This window comes from Sphingomonas sp. 3P27F8, assembly GCF_005502745.1.
Lineage (GTDB): Bacteria > Pseudomonadota > Alphaproteobacteria > Sphingomonadales > Sphingomonadaceae > Sphingomonas.
Map to the genome: position 1 here is coordinate 295,521 of NZ_SCNL01000002.1, position 15,117 is coordinate 310,637.

Annotated in this window: 15 protein-coding genes and 1 riboswitch; of the genes, 5 read left to right on the forward strand and 10 right to left on the reverse strand. The window is 64.5% G+C overall.

Features of this window, described 5'->3' with window-relative positions; translation table 11 throughout:
• Positions 1-37 precede the first annotated feature (37 nt).
• Complete coding sequence (uvrC, locus tag FFS35_RS03965; RefSeq protein WP_137785807.1) at positions 38-1,960, reverse strand: excinuclease ABC subunit UvrC; 1,923 nt, start codon at positions 1,958-1,960, stop codon at positions 38-40.
• 75 nt (positions 1,961-2,035) lie between these two features.
• Between uvrC and FFS35_RS03970 the strand changes: the two genes are divergently transcribed.
• From FFS35_RS03970 to FFS35_RS03980, 3 genes are all read left to right on the forward strand, one after another.
• Entirely contained in the window at positions 2,036-2,797 is a 762-nt protein-coding gene (locus FFS35_RS03970; protein WP_137785808.1) for a class I SAM-dependent methyltransferase, read from the forward strand.
• A 6-nt stretch (positions 2,798-2,803) separates the two neighbouring features.
• Complete coding sequence (locus tag FFS35_RS03975) at positions 2,804-3,973, forward strand: acyl-CoA dehydrogenase family protein (RefSeq protein WP_137785809.1); 1,170 nt, start codon at positions 2,804-2,806, stop codon at positions 3,971-3,973.
• Positions 3,974-4,091: 118 nt separating this feature from the next.
• A riboswitch (cobalamin riboswitch) is annotated at positions 4,092-4,317 on the forward strand.
• 176 nt (positions 4,318-4,493) lie between these two features.
• On the forward strand, positions 4,494-6,545 hold the full coding sequence (locus FFS35_RS03980) for a TonB-dependent receptor (protein ID WP_137785810.1): 2,052 nt from the start codon (positions 4,494-4,496) through the stop codon (positions 6,543-6,545).
• 118 nt (positions 6,546-6,663) lie between these two features.
• Here FFS35_RS03980 and FFS35_RS03985 read toward each other — a convergent pair whose 3' ends face one another.
• On the reverse strand, positions 6,664-7,506 hold the full coding sequence (locus FFS35_RS03985) for an ABC transporter substrate-binding protein (RefSeq protein ID WP_137785811.1): 843 nt from the start codon (positions 7,504-7,506) through the stop codon (positions 6,664-6,666).
• 63 nt (positions 7,507-7,569) lie between these two features.
• On the opposite strand from FFS35_RS03985, the gene FFS35_RS03990 reads away from it, so the two are divergent.
• Entirely contained in the window at positions 7,570-8,601 is a 1,032-nt protein-coding gene (locus FFS35_RS03990; protein ID WP_137785812.1) for an iron ABC transporter permease, read from the forward strand.
• Complete coding sequence (locus tag FFS35_RS03995; RefSeq protein WP_137785813.1) at positions 8,595-9,392, forward strand: ABC transporter ATP-binding protein; 798 nt, start codon at positions 8,595-8,597, stop codon at positions 9,390-9,392. Before FFS35_RS03990 ends, FFS35_RS03995 begins: the two co-directional genes overlap by 7 nt.
• 249 nt (positions 9,393-9,641) lie before the next feature.
• On the opposite strand, the gene FFS35_RS04000 is transcribed toward FFS35_RS03995, so the two are convergent.
• From FFS35_RS04000 to FFS35_RS04035, 8 genes are all read right to left on the reverse strand, one after another.
• Positions 9,642-11,441 carry an acyl-CoA dehydrogenase C-terminal domain-containing protein gene (locus tag FFS35_RS04000; RefSeq protein WP_137785814.1) on the reverse strand — a complete coding sequence of 600 codons (1,800 nt, stop codon included), beginning with the start codon at positions 11,439-11,441 and terminating at the stop codon, positions 9,642-9,644.
• A 3-nt stretch (positions 11,442-11,444) separates the two neighbouring features.
• The gene (locus FFS35_RS04005; RefSeq protein ID WP_137785815.1) at positions 11,445-11,864 is read right to left on the reverse strand and encodes a MerR family DNA-binding transcriptional regulator; all 420 of its coding nucleotides are present in this window, start codon (positions 11,862-11,864) and stop codon (positions 11,445-11,447) included.
• Between the two features lie 44 nt (positions 11,865-11,908).
• Complete coding sequence (locus FFS35_RS04010; protein WP_249341437.1) at positions 11,909-12,409, reverse strand: hypothetical protein; 501 nt, start codon at positions 12,407-12,409, stop codon at positions 11,909-11,911.
• Positions 12,406-12,768, reverse strand: a complete 363-nt coding sequence (gene hisI / locus FFS35_RS04015) for a phosphoribosyl-AMP cyclohydrolase (RefSeq protein ID WP_137785816.1) — start codon at positions 12,766-12,768, stop codon at positions 12,406-12,408. Before hisI ends, FFS35_RS04010 begins: the two co-directional genes overlap by 4 nt.
• Positions 12,769-12,918: 150 nt before the next feature.
• On the reverse strand, positions 12,919-13,473 hold the full coding sequence (locus FFS35_RS04020) for a F0F1 ATP synthase subunit B (protein WP_137785817.1): 555 nt from the start codon (positions 13,471-13,473) through the stop codon (positions 12,919-12,921).
• Positions 13,466-13,960, reverse strand: a complete 495-nt coding sequence (locus FFS35_RS04025) for an ATPase (RefSeq protein WP_137785818.1) — start codon at positions 13,958-13,960, stop codon at positions 13,466-13,468. Before FFS35_RS04025 ends, FFS35_RS04020 begins: the two co-directional genes overlap by 8 nt.
• 70 nt (positions 13,961-14,030) lie before the next feature.
• Positions 14,031-14,258, reverse strand: coding sequence for a F0F1 ATP synthase subunit C (locus FFS35_RS04030; protein WP_137785819.1), 228 nt, complete (start codon positions 14,256-14,258; stop codon positions 14,031-14,033).
• Positions 14,259-14,302: 44 nt separating this feature from the next.
• Positions 14,303-15,061: a F0F1 ATP synthase subunit A gene (locus tag FFS35_RS04035; protein ID WP_171007505.1), complete on the reverse strand. Its 759-nt coding sequence runs from the start codon at positions 15,059-15,061 to the stop codon at positions 14,303-14,305.
• Positions 15,062-15,117: the final 56 nt, after the last annotated feature.

Sequence of the window (15,117 nt, forward strand, 5' to 3'; positions counted from 1 at the left end):
GGTGCACACCGGCCCAATGGCGTGGCCAGCGGCGGCGCTATTTCGCATGATAGAAATCATATACCTGCCTCGCCACGGCAGCTGACACACCAGGCGCCTTCTGAAGATCCTCAAGGCTCGCGTTGCGCACGGCCCGCCCGGTGCCGAAATGCATCAGCAGCGCCTTCTTCCGCGCCGGGCCGATGCCCGGCACCTCATCCAACGGGCTCGCGCCCATTGCCTTTGCGCGTTTTTCGCGATGTGCGCCGATCGCGAAACGGTGCACCTCGTCGCGGAGACGCTGGAGATAGAATAGCACCGGCGCATTCACCGGCAGGGTGAATTCCCGGCCGTCCATAAGATGGAAAACCTCGCGCCCCTCCCGCCCGTGATGCGGCCCCTTGGCGATGCCGACCATGCAGATATCCTCGATTCCGAGTTCCTCCAGCACCGCCTTCGCCGCATTGAGTTGCCCGCGCCCGCCATCGAGCAGCACGAGATCCGGCCAGGTTTCGCCGTCCCGATCGGGATCTTCCTCCAGCGCGCGGGCGAAGCGGCGTGTCAGCACCTCGCGCATCATCCCGAAATCGTCGCCGGGGACGGTATTCTTGTCGCGGATGTTGAACTTGCGATACTGCCCCTTGCGGAAGCCTTCCGGGCCCGCGACCACCATCGCGCCCAGCGCGTTCGTGCCCTGGATATGACTGTTATCGTAGATCTCGATGCGCTGCGGCGGCTCGGCCAGCCCGAACAGCTCGGCGACCTCGCGGTTGAGCTTCGCCTGCGTCGTGCTCTCCGCGAGCCGGCGTTCGAGCGCCTCCTCCGCATTTCGCTTCGCCTGGTCCATGAGCCGTCGCCGGGTGCCGCGCTGCGGCACCTCGATCACCACCTTGCGGCCGGCGACGTCGGTCAGCGCCTCCGCCAGGAGTGCCGCTTCCGGCACCGCCCGGTCGACCAGAACATTGCGCGCCGGGGGCACCTCCTCATAGAATTGCATCAGGAACTGCTGGAGAACCTCGTCTTCGGGCACGTCGGCAGTATGCGTGGGGAAGAAACTGCGGTGGCCCCAGTTCTGCCCGCCACGAATGAAGAACGCCTGGATGCCGATCACCCCCTCATGACTGGCTAACGCGAATATATCCGCGTCGCCCACCCCCTCGGCGTTGATGAACTGGCTGCCCTGAATGAAGGTAAGCGCCTTCAGCCGATCGCGCAGTACAGCGGCCTGCTCGAAGTCCATCGCCTCCGCTGCGGCCGTCATCTGCGCGCCGAGCTTGGCCTGAACGTCGGTTGTCTTGCCGGAGAGAAACTTCTTCGCATCCGCCATCAGCTCGGCGTAACCTGCTGGATCGATCCGCCCCACGCACGGCGCCGAGCAGCGCTTGATCTGATAGAGGAGGCATGGACGGTCGCGCGTCTTGAAGAAGCCGTCGGTGCAGCTTCGCAGAAGGAACAACTTCTGGAGCGCGTTGAGCGTGTTGTTGACGCTGCCGGCGCTGGCGAACGGGCCGTAATAATCCCCCTTCGCGCGCCGCGCACCGCGATGCTTCTGGATGCGCGGAAACTCATGATCGGCACGCAAAAGGATGAACGGGAATGATTTATCGTCGCGCAACAGCACGTTATAGGCCGGGCGATACCGCTTGATGAGCTGCGCCTCGAGCAGCAGCGCCTCAGCCTCGTTATTCGTGGTCACGATCGTCATCGACCGGGTGAGCGCGACCATCCGCTGCAACCGGCGCGGCAGCCGCTCGACCTGCGTATAGTTGGACACGCGGTTCTTCAGCGCACGGGCCTTGCCCACGTAGAGCACGTCGCCGCGCGCATCATGCATCCGATAGACGCCGGATTTCTGCGGCAGCGTCTGCACCACATTGCGTATCGCCGCGACGCCGCCCTCCAGATCGGGCGCATCCGCGCCGCGAACGGCGTAGGTCGCCTTTTCCTCATTGAAGCGATCGGGGGGGCCATAAGAAGACATCGCACCGAATCTAGGGGCGCTTGCCGTCGCCAGCAATGTGATAGAGCGGGCTCAGGACAGGAGAGGATAATCCCGATGCGATTCGCCACTGCCACCGCTTGCGCCGCGCTGCTGCTCGCCGCGCCCGCTTTCGCCCAGCACGAGACGCACAACATGGGCGATCACGCGGTGCACGCCGCGCTCGCCGATCCCGCGCGGCCCGCCAAGGATGTGGAGCGCGATGCCGCTCGCCATCCCGCCGAACTGCTCGCCTTCACGGGCATAAAGCCCGGCGACAAGGTGGCCGATTTCATCATGGGCGGCGGCTACTGGACCCGCATCCTGGCGAAGACGGTTGGCGATAAGGGCAAGGTCTATGCCTATCAGCCCACTGAATTCATCGCCTACAAAGCGGCTTACGGCACCGATCAGGATGCCGCGGTCAAGCCTTATGCCAATGCTGTGGCGGTGCGCGAGTCGCTGGCGAGCTTTACACTTCCGAGGGATCTGGACGCCATCATCACCGTCGAGAACTGGCACGATCTGCATCTTGCCAAATCGCCGGCCGGCGCCGGCGCGACGATCGCGAAGAAACTCTTCGACGCGTTGAAGCCAGGCGGGGTGCTGCTCGTGGTGGATCACGTGGGCAGCGCGGGCAAGACGCCGTTCTCCGCTGCCGAAGCGCTGCATCGCGGCGATGCCGAGGCAACGAAGAAGGAAATCACCGGCGTCGGTTTCCGGCTCGCCGCCAGCAGTTCGCTCTATGCCAATCCGGCCGATCCGCACACCGCGACGGTGTTCGATCCCGCGATCCGCGGCAAGACCGATCAGTTCATCTACAAGTTCGTAAAGCCATAACGCCACATGATCCTAAGCCCCTTTGACGAAGAGAACTTCCCTGAGATCCGCGAAGGCGTCCGCAAGCTCTGCGCCGATTTTCCCGGCGAATACTGGCGCGGGCTGGACGAGAAGCGCGAATATCCGACCGCCTTCGTCCGCGCGCTGACGGAGGCGGGCTATCTCTCGGTGCTGATCCCGGAGGAATATGGCGGCTCCGGATTGGGACTGTCGGCAGCGGCGGCGATCCTGGAGACGATTCAGGCCGCCGGCTGCAACGGGGGCGCGTGCCATGCGCAGATGTACACGATGGGCACGATTTTGCGCCATGGATCGGAGGAGCAGAAACGCGCCTATCTCCCCAGGATCGCCACCGGCGAGCTGCGCCTGCAGGCGTTCGGGGTGACGGAGCCGACCAGCGGAACCGACACCACCGCGCTGCGCACCACGGCGGTGCGCGACGGCGATGAGTATATCGTCAACGGCCAGAAGATCTGGACGAGCCGCGCCGAGCATTCCGATCTGATGCTGCTTCTGGCGCGCACCACGCCGCGCGATCAGGTGGCCAAGAAAACTGACGGCCTCTCCACCTTCATCGTCGACATGCGCGAGGTGGTCGGCAAATCGCTCACCATCCGCCCGATCCGCACGATGATGAACCACGCCACGACCGAAGTGTTCTTCGACAATATGCGCATTCCGGCCGCCAATCTGCTCGGCGAGGAGGGCAAGGGATTTCGCTATATCCTCTCGGGCATGAACGCGGAGCGCGTGCTGATCGCGGCGGAATGCGTCGGCGATGCGAAATGGTTCACGACGAGATCGGTCGATTATGCCGGCGAACGGCATGTGTTCGGCCGCGCGATCGGCAAGAACCAGGGCATCTCCTTCCCGATCGCGCGCGCCTATGCCAACATGCGCGCGGCCGAGCTGATGGTGCATGAGGCCGCGCGACTGTACGAGGCGGGCAAGCCCAACGGCGCGGAGGCGAACATGGCGAAGATGCTCGCCGCCGATGCCTCGGTCGAGGCGGGGAACGTCTGCATCCAGACGCACGGCGGCTTCGGCTTCGCCGAGGAATATGACGTGGAGCGCAAATTCCGCGAAACGCGTCTCTATCAGGTCGCGCCGATCTCGACGAACCTCATCCTGTCGTTCCTGGCGGAACACGTCCTGGGCCTTCCACGTAGTTATTGAGGATGGGCCGGATGCCGGGCGTATCGCGCTGCACGCGTGATCGGCGCCCTTCCGCGAAATCGATTGGCACCCGTTGTCTATTAGGATAGTGCGCGCCCCGGAAGCCCGGCGAAAGCCTGGTTTCCGAGATCGCGCCGGTGCCTTGAAAGAGGCTGAAAAAGCGGAACGCGGTGCGGGTGGCCTGCCATCCAAATCCGTGGCTGTCCTTGCAACTGTGAGCGGATAGCGCGACGCACATGTCCGGCCGATGCCGGACAGCCACTGGGCTGGTTTCGAGCCTGGGAAGGCGTGCATCGCGCGGTGACCCGCAAGCCAGGAGACCTTCCGGCGCTGTCGCTCATGCTGTGGTCCAAGGTTTGGCCAGAGCACGGATGTTACTCCGTTCGAGCGACGAACCGTGCGGCTGGGGCCGCAACGGCGCGCGCAGGTCGGACAGAGCGTCCGTTCGCCCTGCGTTCGTCGGCGTTCGCGCATGCGAGAACGGCCCCGCCGCGTCGCCAATTCGACGCGGGGGTATCCTATGAAGATCATTCTTGTTTCCATGCTCGCGCTCGCCATCGCGGGTCAGGCCAACGCCCAGAGCGGACAGACGCCACCAGCCGACGATAATGCGGCAGGCTCCACCACCGATACGATAACGCGCGATGGCGATGTCGTAGTGACGGCAACGCGCTCCGGCGATGCCATTCCGCTCGATCTTGTCGGCTCGTCCGTCACGGTCATCACCGATGCAGATCTGCAGGCCCGGCAAACCCGGATCCTGTCAGATGCACTGCGCGACGTGCCCGGGGTCGCGGTTAACCGCAACGGCGCCGTGGGCGGCCTCACGCAGGTCCGCATTCGGGGCGCGGAAAGCAATCACACGCTCGTCTTCATCGACGGGATCAAGGCGGACGATCCATATAGCGGCGAATATGATTTCGGCACGCTGCTGAACGACGAGGCCGCCCGCATCGAGGTGCTGCGCGGCCAGCAGAGTTCGCTCTACGGATCGGACGCGATCGGCGGCGTCATCAGCTACACTACTCTTTCCGGGCGCGAGAGGCCGGGTTACGTCGCGCGCATTGAGGGGGGATCGATGGGGACGATTTCCGCGGGCGGTCGCGCTGCGGGAATCGTCGGTGACACCGTCGATTATGCGCTATCCTCGTCCTATTATCGAACCGACGGCTATCCTGTCGCGCCCGGAGGCAACCGCGATCTCGGCTCCGACAGCCTTGGCGCAACCGGCAAGGTGAACTGGACCCCGGCACCGAATTTCAAATTGACGGCGGTGGGCCGTTATAGCCTCACCAGAGCCGATCTGGATGATCAGGCGATTGCGCCCACCTCCCCGATCGTGCAGGGATATCCGGTCATTACCGCGGTTGACACGCCGGGGAACCGATATCGCAACAAAGGCTGGTACGGATTGGTCGGCGCGAGCTGGTCGCTGTTTGACGACGCATGGAGCAATTCACTCTCCGGCGCGCTGAGCGACACCACGCGAGACAGCTACGGACTTTCCGGTCGTGCCTTTGGCGATGTCGGCCGGCGGTATCGCGCCTCGTTCAACAGCACGGTGCGCTTCGGCAATGAGCGGGTGAAGAACCGCTTCACGCTGGCGGCCGACTGGGAGCGGCAGGAATTCCGCAATACGACGCCGGGCGGCTTTTCCGATAACAGCAAGCACACGCTGGATACGACCGGCTATGTAGCGCAATATGATGTCACGATCGATGAGCGGCTCGCGCTGGGCGCATCGGCCCGCATCGATCATTACAGCCTGTTCCAGGATGCCGCGACCTATCGTGCCACCGCCAGCTATCTTCTGCCCACCGGAACACGCCTTCACGGCGCGTACGGAACCGGCATCAAGGCGCCGACTGCGGCGGAACTGTTCGGCTATTCCGACGGCATCTATATCGGCAATGCCAATCTCCGGCCTGAAAAATCCGAAGGCTGGGAGGCGGGCGTCGAGCAGAGCTTTATCGGTTCGGCGGCTAAAATCGGAGCCACATACTTCCGCAACCGCTTCATCGATCAAATCGACACCACTTATGTTTTCGTCCAGGCGACGGGCGCCTATCTGCAGCAAAGCTACAACAATAACGTCAGGACGACGCAGGAGGGGGTCGAGGTTTACGCCACGGCCAGGGTCCGCGACTTCCGCTTAGATGCGGCTTACACATATCTGAACGCGCCCCAGACGATCAATGCGCTTGCCGGGCCGGCGCCCGCCAACGGCGGCTTCCAATCGCCCGTGCCGATTACCACGCAGGCGGTTCGGCGGCCGAAGAACACCGCCTCGGTCAACGTCAGCTATGCCCCGGAAGCCCTGCCACTGACGGCGACGCTCACGGTGCGTTATAATGGCAGTCAGCGCGACTATGCGTTCAACGCGAATTACAGCCGGCTGCTGGTATCGATGAAGGCGTTCACGCTGGTCAACTTCAACGCTGCTTATGATCTGAACAGCCACATCCAGGTGTTCGGGCGGGTCGAGAACCTGCTCGACACGAAATACCAGGAGGTGTTCACGTTCAACGCCTCGCGCCGTGCGGCATACGGCGGCGTGAAGGTGCGTTTCTGATCCCCCAGTGGCCGACCATTTTTGCGATTGCATGGTCGGCCACGTTTTCTGGATGTCGCGTTATGCATGTCATCATGCCTGCCGCGCTCGCCCCGCGTGACTTTCGTTGTCGTTCACCTCATCGAGCGAGCTGGTCGGCAGCCCGTACCTGCCTGGCAAGCAAGGCGACGGCGCGCGGGTATGCCGGTCCGCCGCACACGATCAACGCCTCGGGGATGTGCAGCCGTCGCCCGGCGGGGATCGCAGCGTTGAGCAACGGATGATGCAACGCAGCCGAACCGCGGTCGGCAGCAACGCCGGTGCCGCTATCCATGATGACGAACGCCGGCTTGGCGAGCACCAATTCCTCAAGCGACAATCTCGACAGGGCCGGACGCCCGAGCCTGCCGGCAAGATTGACCAGGCCGACGCGTCGCATCATGTCATCCACGAGAGTGCCGGTTCCGGTAAGATAACCCTGTCGCTGGTAATAAGCCGCCACACGACCGCGCCCGGGCGGCGGCCCGATCGCGGCAAGATCGCGACGCATCTGTGCGATCAGCCTCGCGCCTCGCTGTGGATGGCCCACGGCGTCGGCGATGATACGGATCGCCGCCTCGATCTCACCGACCTGCTCGGTCTGTGGGAACTCCACCATCCTGATGCCACGCCCCTTCGCTGGAGACAGAATGGCCTTGATGCGAAATGGCGCGCCGATGACGAGATCGGGATGCAACGCCATCACCTCTTCCGCGCTGTGGCGCGTGAACGGCAGCGACCGGGCTTGCGCGGCGACCGCCGAAAGCTCCGGATCGCGCGCCCATTCCGTGAGACCGGCGATCTGCCCCGGATCGGCAAGTGCGACCAGCAGCTGGTCAGCACACATGTTGAGCGAAACGATGCGCTGGGGCACTGGCGCCGGGGCGCCGGCACCAATCGAGACAAGGCCTCCGACAGCGATCAGGACATGGGCAATGCGCACTAGGCTTCCTTCGGCAACGCCGCTACGGCTCGCTCATGCGCCCGGGACACGAACGTGACGGGCATGACCGATCTTACGAGGCCGCACGTGCCCGACCAGACGCCTGCGCGCAATCCGGCGTGGCTGATCCCCATGCTGATCGCAGCGACGATCGTCTCAGGAATTCTCTCGCTGCTGTTCGGCCCGGCGCACCTTTCCGCAACGGCTTTGTGGGCAGGCCTGACCGGGCACGGCGATCCGGTCGTCCGCGCGATCCTGTTGCAACTCCGCATGCCGCGCGCGCTGCTCGGGCTGCTGATCGGCGCGATGCTGGGGGCAAGTGGTGGCGCCATGCAGGGCTATCTCCGCAATCCCCTGGCGGATCCCGGTGTGCTCGGCGTGTCGAGTGTCGCAGCGCTGGGCGCGGTGATCGTGATCTACTGGCGGCTTGCGGACGCGCACCCGCTCGTGCTGCCAATGATCGCGATCGCGGGCGCGCTGATCGCGCTCCTCCCGCTGGCCTGGTTGTCTCGACGCGGGGAAAGCACGCTCAGTCTTGTTCTGGCCGGGGTCGCGGTGGGTACGCTGGGCAGCGCCGGGATCAGCCTGGCGCTGAACCTTGCCCCCAATCCGTTTGCCGCCATGGAGATCACGACCTGGCTGCTTGGCAGCCTTGAAGATCGGTCCTACGCAGATGTGTGGATCGCCTTGCCATGCGTCATCTTGGGCCTCGCGTTGCTGTTGTGGGACGGCCGCGCGCTCGACGCTCTGTCTCTGGGTGAGGATGCCGCGCAAACGCTCGGCGTCGATCTGGCGCGGACGCGCCTACGTCTGATGCTGGGGATCGCTATCGGCATCGGCGGGGCGGTGGCGGTGGCGGGCAGCATCGGTTTCGTCGGGCTGATCGTTCCGCACCTGATCCGTCCGCTTACAGATCGCAGCCCGTCGGCGATATTGATCCCGTCTGCGCTGGCGGGAGCAGTCCTTCTGACTGTTGCCGATCTCGGCACCCGCACCATCCCGTCCGCGACACCACTCAAGCTCGGCGTACTGACGGCCTTTCTCGGCGTGCCCGTTTTCGTTCATCATCTGCTGCGGGAGCGCAGGCTGTGGTGATGCTGACGGCGGAGGGGCTGTCTGTAAGACTTGGCGGCGTTTCGGTCATCGAGGGGATCACCCTGTCGATGACGGGGGGCGAAATGATCGGTGTCCTCGGCCCCAACGGCGCAGGCAAATCCACGTTCGCCCGGTCGCTGGTGGGTCTCGTTCCCCGCGCCGCCGGCCGCGTGACGCTCGATGCGCAGGATATCGAGGGCATCCCCGCCGCGGCCCTCGCCCGCCGAATAGCTTACGTTCCGCAAGCTTATGCCGTCCACTGGCCGATCACGGTGGCGCGTCTGGTCGGGCTGGGACGGCTGCCCCATCTTGGCCCTTTCTCGAGGATCACCGCAATCGACCGGGCCGCGATCGAGCAGGCGATGCGAGACACCGGCACGACCCATCTGGCAAACCGCACGGCGACCGAGCTTTCCGGCGGAGAACTGGCCCGCGTGATGCTGGCCCGGGCGTTATCGACGGAAGCGAAGGCGCTGATCGCGGACGAGCCGCTGACCTCGCTGGATCCCAGCCATCAGCTCGAGATCATGGCGCTTCTGCGCGCGCATGCCGAAAGCGGCGCGCTTGTGATCGTCGTCCTCCACGATCTGAGCGTTGCGGCGCGCTTCTGCGACCGGCTGCTGATGATCGATCACGGGCGGCTGATCGGCGACGGGCGACCCGCCGATGTCCTGACCGATGCGATGCTGGCCAAGGTTTACGGCATTACAGCATGGCGGGGAACGGCGGGTGGGAAGCCCCTGCTCGTGCCGCTTGACCAAGTGAAGGACGCGCCAGCCGATCCTGCATAACGGTAAACGATACGCGCCTCATCTGACGCGCATGAGAACGAAAACGCTGGAAAAATTGCCCGTCCCCGGCACCACGCCGTGCGCGAGTGGCGTGACACGTTGGCGCGCGTCATCGCGAGGCATGACAAGCCATGCATCGATACACAACGGCTGACCTGCCGGGGCGCAAATAATGCCTGCGACCCGGTCGCGGTGCATCGACCATTGGGCAGGAGGCAGCCGCAGAGCGGCCGCCTCTTGCCACAGCACTCACGCCGCGCGGAACATTTCCGGCGGCAACGCCATCACCGCGTCCGCGCCGCCCTCGATCTGGCGGCGAAGCGAGCCAGCCTCAGGCAGCATGCGCTCCGCGAAGAATCGCGCGGTAACCAGCTTGGCGTCGAGGAACGCCGCGTCGCCCTCCCCGGCCGTCTTCAGCTCGCTCGCCGCGGTCGCCATGCGCAGCCACATCAACCCGACCGCGACAAGCCCGGTGAGGTGCATATAGGGCACCGCCCCCGCGCCGATGTTGTTCGGGTTGGCGAGGTTGCCCATGAACCACATCGTCGCCGCCTGAAGTTCGCCCAGCGCCTTTTCCAGCCGGGTTGCGAATTCGGCGGTAGCGGCATCCCCCTTCGCCGCCGCACACTCGCCCGCGACCAGCGCGAAGAAGGCCTGCACCGCGCGCCCCCCGTTCGACGCCAGCTTGCGACCGACGAGATCCATCGCCTGGACGCCGTTGGTGCCTTCGTAGATCATCGCAATCCGCGCATCGCGGACATATTGCTCCATCCCCCATTCCTGGATGTAGCCGTGCCCGCCATAGACCTGCTGCGCGTTGGTGGCGATTTCATAACCCTTGTCGGTGCCGACACCCTTGATGACGGGGGTGAGCAGCCCGATCAGATCGGCGGCGGACTGGCGCTCCTCCTCCGTGCCCGCGGCATGTTCCAGATCGACCTGGAGGCCGCCCCACAGACAAAGCGCACGCAGCCCCTCGGTCCAGGCCTTGGCATGCATGAGCATCCGGCGAACATCGGGGTGGACGAAAAGCGGATCAGCCTTCTCGCTCGGCTCGGCCGCACCGGTCAGCGCGCGACCCTGTCGGCGGTCGGCAGCGTATTGCACCGCGTTCTGATAAGCGGTTTCGGCCACCGCCAGGCCCTGCAGCCCCACGCCCAGCCGCGCGGCGTTCATCATGATGAACATCGCGGCCAGGCCCTTCATCTCCTCGCCGACCAGCCAGCCTTTCGCGCCGTCATAATTCATCACGCACGTGGCGTTGGCGTGGATGCCCATCTTGTGCTCGATCGATCCGCACGACACCGCGTTGCGGTCGCCGAGGGAGCCGTCCGCGTTGACCAGAACCTTGGGAACCACGAACAGCGAGATGCCCTTCGAACTGTCCGGGGCGCCCGGCGTCTTGGCCAGGACGAGGTGGATGATGTTGTCGGTCAGGTCATGCTCGCCTGCGGAGATGAAAATCTTCGTGCCGGTGATGCTGTACGACCCGTCTGCCTGTGGCTCGGCCTTCGTCTTGATGAGGCCGAGATCGGTGCCGCACTGCGGCTCCGTCAGGTTCATCGTCCCGCCCCACTCGCCGGCGATCATCTTCGGCAGATAGGTCCGCTGTTGCTCGGGCGAGCCTTTCACCAGCAACGCCGCGATCGCACCGTGCGCCAGCCCGGGATACATCGCGAAAGCCATGTTCGAGGAGATCATATACTCCTGGAACGCGGTGGAAACGACGTGCGGCATATTCTGCCCGCCAAACTCCCCCGGCGCGGCGAGCGTGCCCCAGCCGGATTCCACGAACTTGGCATAGGCTTCCTTGAAACCCTTCGGCGTCGTCACCGACCCGTCCGGATGGCGGGTGCAGCCTTCCAGATCGCCGGACTGGTTGATCGGGAAAAGCACCTCGGCGACAAAGCGGCCGCCTTCTTCCAGCACTGCATCGACCATATCAGGGGTCGCAGCCTCGAAACCGGGCAGATTGGTGTAGCCGTTAAGCTTCACGACATGATCGAGCACGAAGCGCGTGTCGCGCACCGGGGGCACATATTGTGGCATTGTTCAGGCTTCCTTGGTTTCGCCCGATTCGAGCAGGCTAACGAATTCGCCCAGTTCCTCGATCGCTGCGTCGATATCTTTTTTCTGCGCGTCCAGCGCTGCCATTCGCGCACGGCAACGCTCGATGGTGACGGCGCGCTGCGTGTGACGGCCGTCGCCGATATCATAGAGGTCGATCATCTCGCGGATTTCGCCCAGGCTGAAGCCCACGCGCTTGCCGCGCAATATCCACGCCAGCCGGGCACGATCGCGATGCGAATAGATGCGCGCTGTGCCGCGCCGTTCCGGCGAAATCAGCCCTTCGTCCTCGTAAAAACGGAGTGCCCGCGCGGTAACGTCGAATTCACTCGCAAGATCGGCGATGGTAAAGCTGGTGCGATCGGGCAGTGACGGAATCGTGGCATAGGCGGCAACGCTCGACATTGAGCGAAACTACAATCGCCTTACGTTAACGTCAACTGGGCAAATCACGAACACAATGGTCTCCCATCCAGTCCGCGCAGCGCAGCGGCCTCGGATTCAGCCCCGCTCAGCCGTTCCGCCACCAGCGCCGTGAGCGACGCGCGCCCGGTGCACATCCGGTCGCAGCCATCGGGCAGTATCGGCGGGAAGACGAGCTTTCCGCCATCGGATCGGGCCTCGAACCGGCAGCCTTGGCCAAGCGACACCTTGAGCCTTCCCGCACCCTTCGCGATACCCCGGGCGGTACAACCATGGCCTTCGCCATAATCCACGCTGGCCCCGATCCGATAACCGGCGCCAGCGCGCACAATGCACGCGCGATCCGTCTCGGAGCCATAAGCGCCAACCGGATCGATCCGCTGCGGGTCGGCCACTATCCCAGCCGCAGCCGCCGCCTGTTCGAGGCGAGCGCCCGCGCTGTTGCGATCGCTTGTAACTTCATCCCTCGCGCGGCCACACCCCAGCATCGCAAAGGCCGAAAGCAGCACCATCGCAGACCGTCTCAATCGATCCGCTCCAGTGCACCGCCCGCGACACGACGATAGAAGCAACTCGTCGCGCCCGTATGACAGGCTGGCCCGGCCGGATCGGCGATCAGCCATAGCGCGTCCTGATCGCAATCGACCCGCATTTCGACAACGCGAAGCACGTTTCCGGACGTCTCGCCCTTTTTCCACAGCCGGCCGCGGCTGCGCGACCAGAAGGTCGCTTCCCCACTGGCCAGCGTCGCTGCCAGCGCTTCGGCATTCATATGGCCGACCATCAACACGTCGCCGCTGACACGATCGGTGACAAGCGCCGTGACCAGCCCGTTGCCATCATATTTCGGATCAAAGGCAAGGCCCGATTCGCGTGGGTCTGTCATGCACCCCGTCTAGCGCCGTGCGTAGCGCATGCACAGGCTTGGCCCGGAACCTCATCCGATGGGGGTGTCCTTACCGGTCCAAGCTCGCCCAAACGACACGGGGCGACCAGCAAGGCCGCCCCGCATTCATATCCAGCCCGGCCGTGGCGCTCAGTGCGGCCGGCCAAGTCCCGCGATCGTCCGATCGACGAGCGCCTTGTCGGTATCCGCGCCATGGCGCTGGGCGATCAGCGCTGCGGCTGCCTTTGCCGCCGCATCGGCGGTCTTGGCGCGCACCTCGGCGATCGCCGCGCGCTCTGCCGCGGCGATCTTGTCCTCGGCCATCTTCGCGCGGCGTTGCACCAGTTCGGCGGCATCGGCCCGGGCCTGGCTGACGAGAGCCTCGGCCTCGTGCTCGGCCTGCGTCGCCATCTCCGCCGCGCTCTTCTCCGCATCGGTGATCTTGCGGGCATATTCGTCGCGCAACGCCTCGGCCTCGGCGCGCAGTTTCTTTGCTTCCGCAAGCTGTTTGCGGATCTCGGCGATCTGCCGATCGAGCATCGCCACCACGACGCGCGCGCCGCCCTTCCAAAGAACGATGGCGATGAACACTGCCATCGCGATCGAAACCCACACGGTGCTGTTCAGCACGCCGAACAGCGCCGGATCAGCAGCATGCTCGGCGCCTTCGGCTGCGGCGGCGGATAGAAGAACCAGATCAGCCATTCGCCATCACCGTCTTCACGGCCCCCTTCGCCTCGTCCACCGTAACACTTGCGCCCGACACTCGGGTGACGATTTCCTGCGCGGCCTCGGCCGCGACGGCCTCGATCTCCCCGAGCGCGCGCGCCGTGGCTGCGCGGATGTCGGCCTCGCCGGACGCGATTCTCGTCGCCTGCTCGGCATTGGCGGCATGGAGCGTCGCCTCGGTCGCCTTTGCGGCCCGGCCACGCGCCTCGGCGACGAGCGCCTGCGCTTTCTCACGGTTCGCATGGTCGCGCTGGCGCCATGCTTCTTCCGCTTTGTCGGCCTCGTCACGCGCACGGGACGCGGCGGCGAGATCGTCAGCGACCGACCGGTCGCGCGAGTCGATCGTCTTCTGCACCTTCGGCAGCATTCCGCGACCGACGACGAAGAAGATGATGCCGAACGTCAGCAACAGCCAGAAGATCTGTGATGCGTATGTAGCGGCGAGCTGGGATATCTGTGGCATGTTCTTCCTGCCTCGGCGGGCCGGCGCGTGTGAGACAACGCGCCGGGCCGCCCAAGGAAAAGCCGGTTCGTTACGCGACGAAGATCAGAATCATCGCGACGACGAACGACAGCAGGCCCAGAAGCTCGGCGGCGGCGAAGCCGATGAACAGACGGCCTTGCTGGCCGTCGGCAGCGCCCGGATTGCGCAGCGCGCCCTCAAGGAATGAGCCGAAGACGTTGCCGACGCCGATGGCGGCCATGCCGGCGCCGATTGCGGCGAGACCAGCACCGATGAGCTTGGCGGCTGCGGGATCCATAGTTTTAACTCCAGTTTTGAAATGGTTGATAACTATACGAAAACTCAGTGCAGGTTGACCGCGTCATTGATGTAGAGCGAGGTCAGCAGCGCAAAAACATAGGCCTGGATTCCGGCCACCAGCAGCTCCAGCGCGGATATGCCGATCATCAGCACGAACGACGGGATGCCGACGAACAGGCCGGGCGCCAGCCCCGCCGTGCCGGAATTGATGATGAAGCCCGCCAGCACCTTCAGGAGGACGTGGCCTGCCGTCATCGCCACGAAAAGTCGCAGCCCGAGGCTGAACGGACGCACCATGAACGAGACGAACTCGATCAGTGGGATCAGCGGCAGCAGCCAGATCGGTGTGCCGTGCGGCACGAACAGGCTGAAGAAATGGAGACCATGCCGCCAGAAGCCCACGATCAGCACGATCGAGAAGCTCATGATCGCCAGCACGCCGGTGATCGTGAAATGACTGGTGAACGTGAACGGATGGATGCCGAACAGGCCAAGCGGCAACAGGCCGAGCACGTTCGCGAACAGGATGAACATGAACAGCGAGAAAACGTACGGCACGTAACGCTTCCCCTCCGGCCCGACGTTGGCCGACAGCATGTTATCGATGAAGCGCACGAAGCCCTCCACCATCACCTGACCGCGGCCCGGGATCATTGCGCCGCGCGTACCCATCGACATGAACGCGATCAGCGCCACCACCGCGACGCACATCCACGCCGCAGAATTGGTAAAGGCCACATTGTAGCCCGCGATCGACCAGTCCTGGGTTCCGAACAACGGCTCCACCAGAAACTGGTGCATCGGATCGATCTTGCCGCCGGCTGCCACTACGCTCAATCCTTGAACAAAGCGCCCGA

Excerpts from the sequence above, each read along its gene's own strand:
- hisI (WP_137785816.1), bottom strand. The coding sequence starts at position 12,768 with ATGACAGACCCACGCGAATCGGGCCTTGCCTTTGATCCGAAATATGAT.
- FFS35_RS03970 (WP_137785808.1), top strand. The coding sequence starts at position 2,036 with ATGCGATTCGCCACTGCCACCGCTTGCGCCGCGCTGCTGCTCGCCGCG.
- FFS35_RS03975 (WP_137785809.1), top strand. The coding sequence starts at position 2,804 with ATGATCCTAAGCCCCTTTGACGAAGAGAACTTCCCTGAGATCCGCGAA.
- FFS35_RS04020 (WP_137785817.1), bottom strand. The coding sequence starts at position 13,473 with ATGGCTGATCTGGTTCTTCTATCCGCCGCCGCAGCCGAAGGCGCCGAG.
- FFS35_RS04005 (WP_137785815.1), bottom strand. The coding sequence starts at position 11,864 with ATGTCGAGCGTTGCCGCCTATGCCACGATTCCGTCACTGCCCGATCGC.
- FFS35_RS03990 (WP_137785812.1), top strand. The coding sequence starts at position 7,570 with ATGACCGATCTTACGAGGCCGCACGTGCCCGACCAGACGCCTGCGCGC.
- FFS35_RS04025 (WP_137785818.1), bottom strand. The coding sequence starts at position 13,960 with ATGCCACAGATATCCCAGCTCGCCGCTACATACGCATCACAGATCTTC.
- FFS35_RS04030 (WP_137785819.1), bottom strand. The coding sequence starts at position 14,258 with ATGGATCCCGCAGCCGCCAAGCTCATCGGTGCTGGTCTCGCCGCAATC.
- FFS35_RS04035 (WP_171007505.1), bottom strand. The coding sequence starts at position 15,061 with ATGCACCAGTTTCTGGTGGAGCCGTTGTTCGGAACCCAGGACTGGTCG.
- uvrC (WP_137785807.1), bottom strand. The coding sequence starts at position 1,960 with ATGTCTTCTTATGGCCCCCCCGATCGCTTCAATGAGGAAAAGGCGACC.
- FFS35_RS03980 (WP_137785810.1), top strand. The coding sequence starts at position 4,494 with ATGAAGATCATTCTTGTTTCCATGCTCGCGCTCGCCATCGCGGGTCAG.
- FFS35_RS04000 (WP_137785814.1), bottom strand. The coding sequence starts at position 11,441 with ATGCCACAATATGTGCCCCCGGTGCGCGACACGCGCTTCGTGCTCGAT.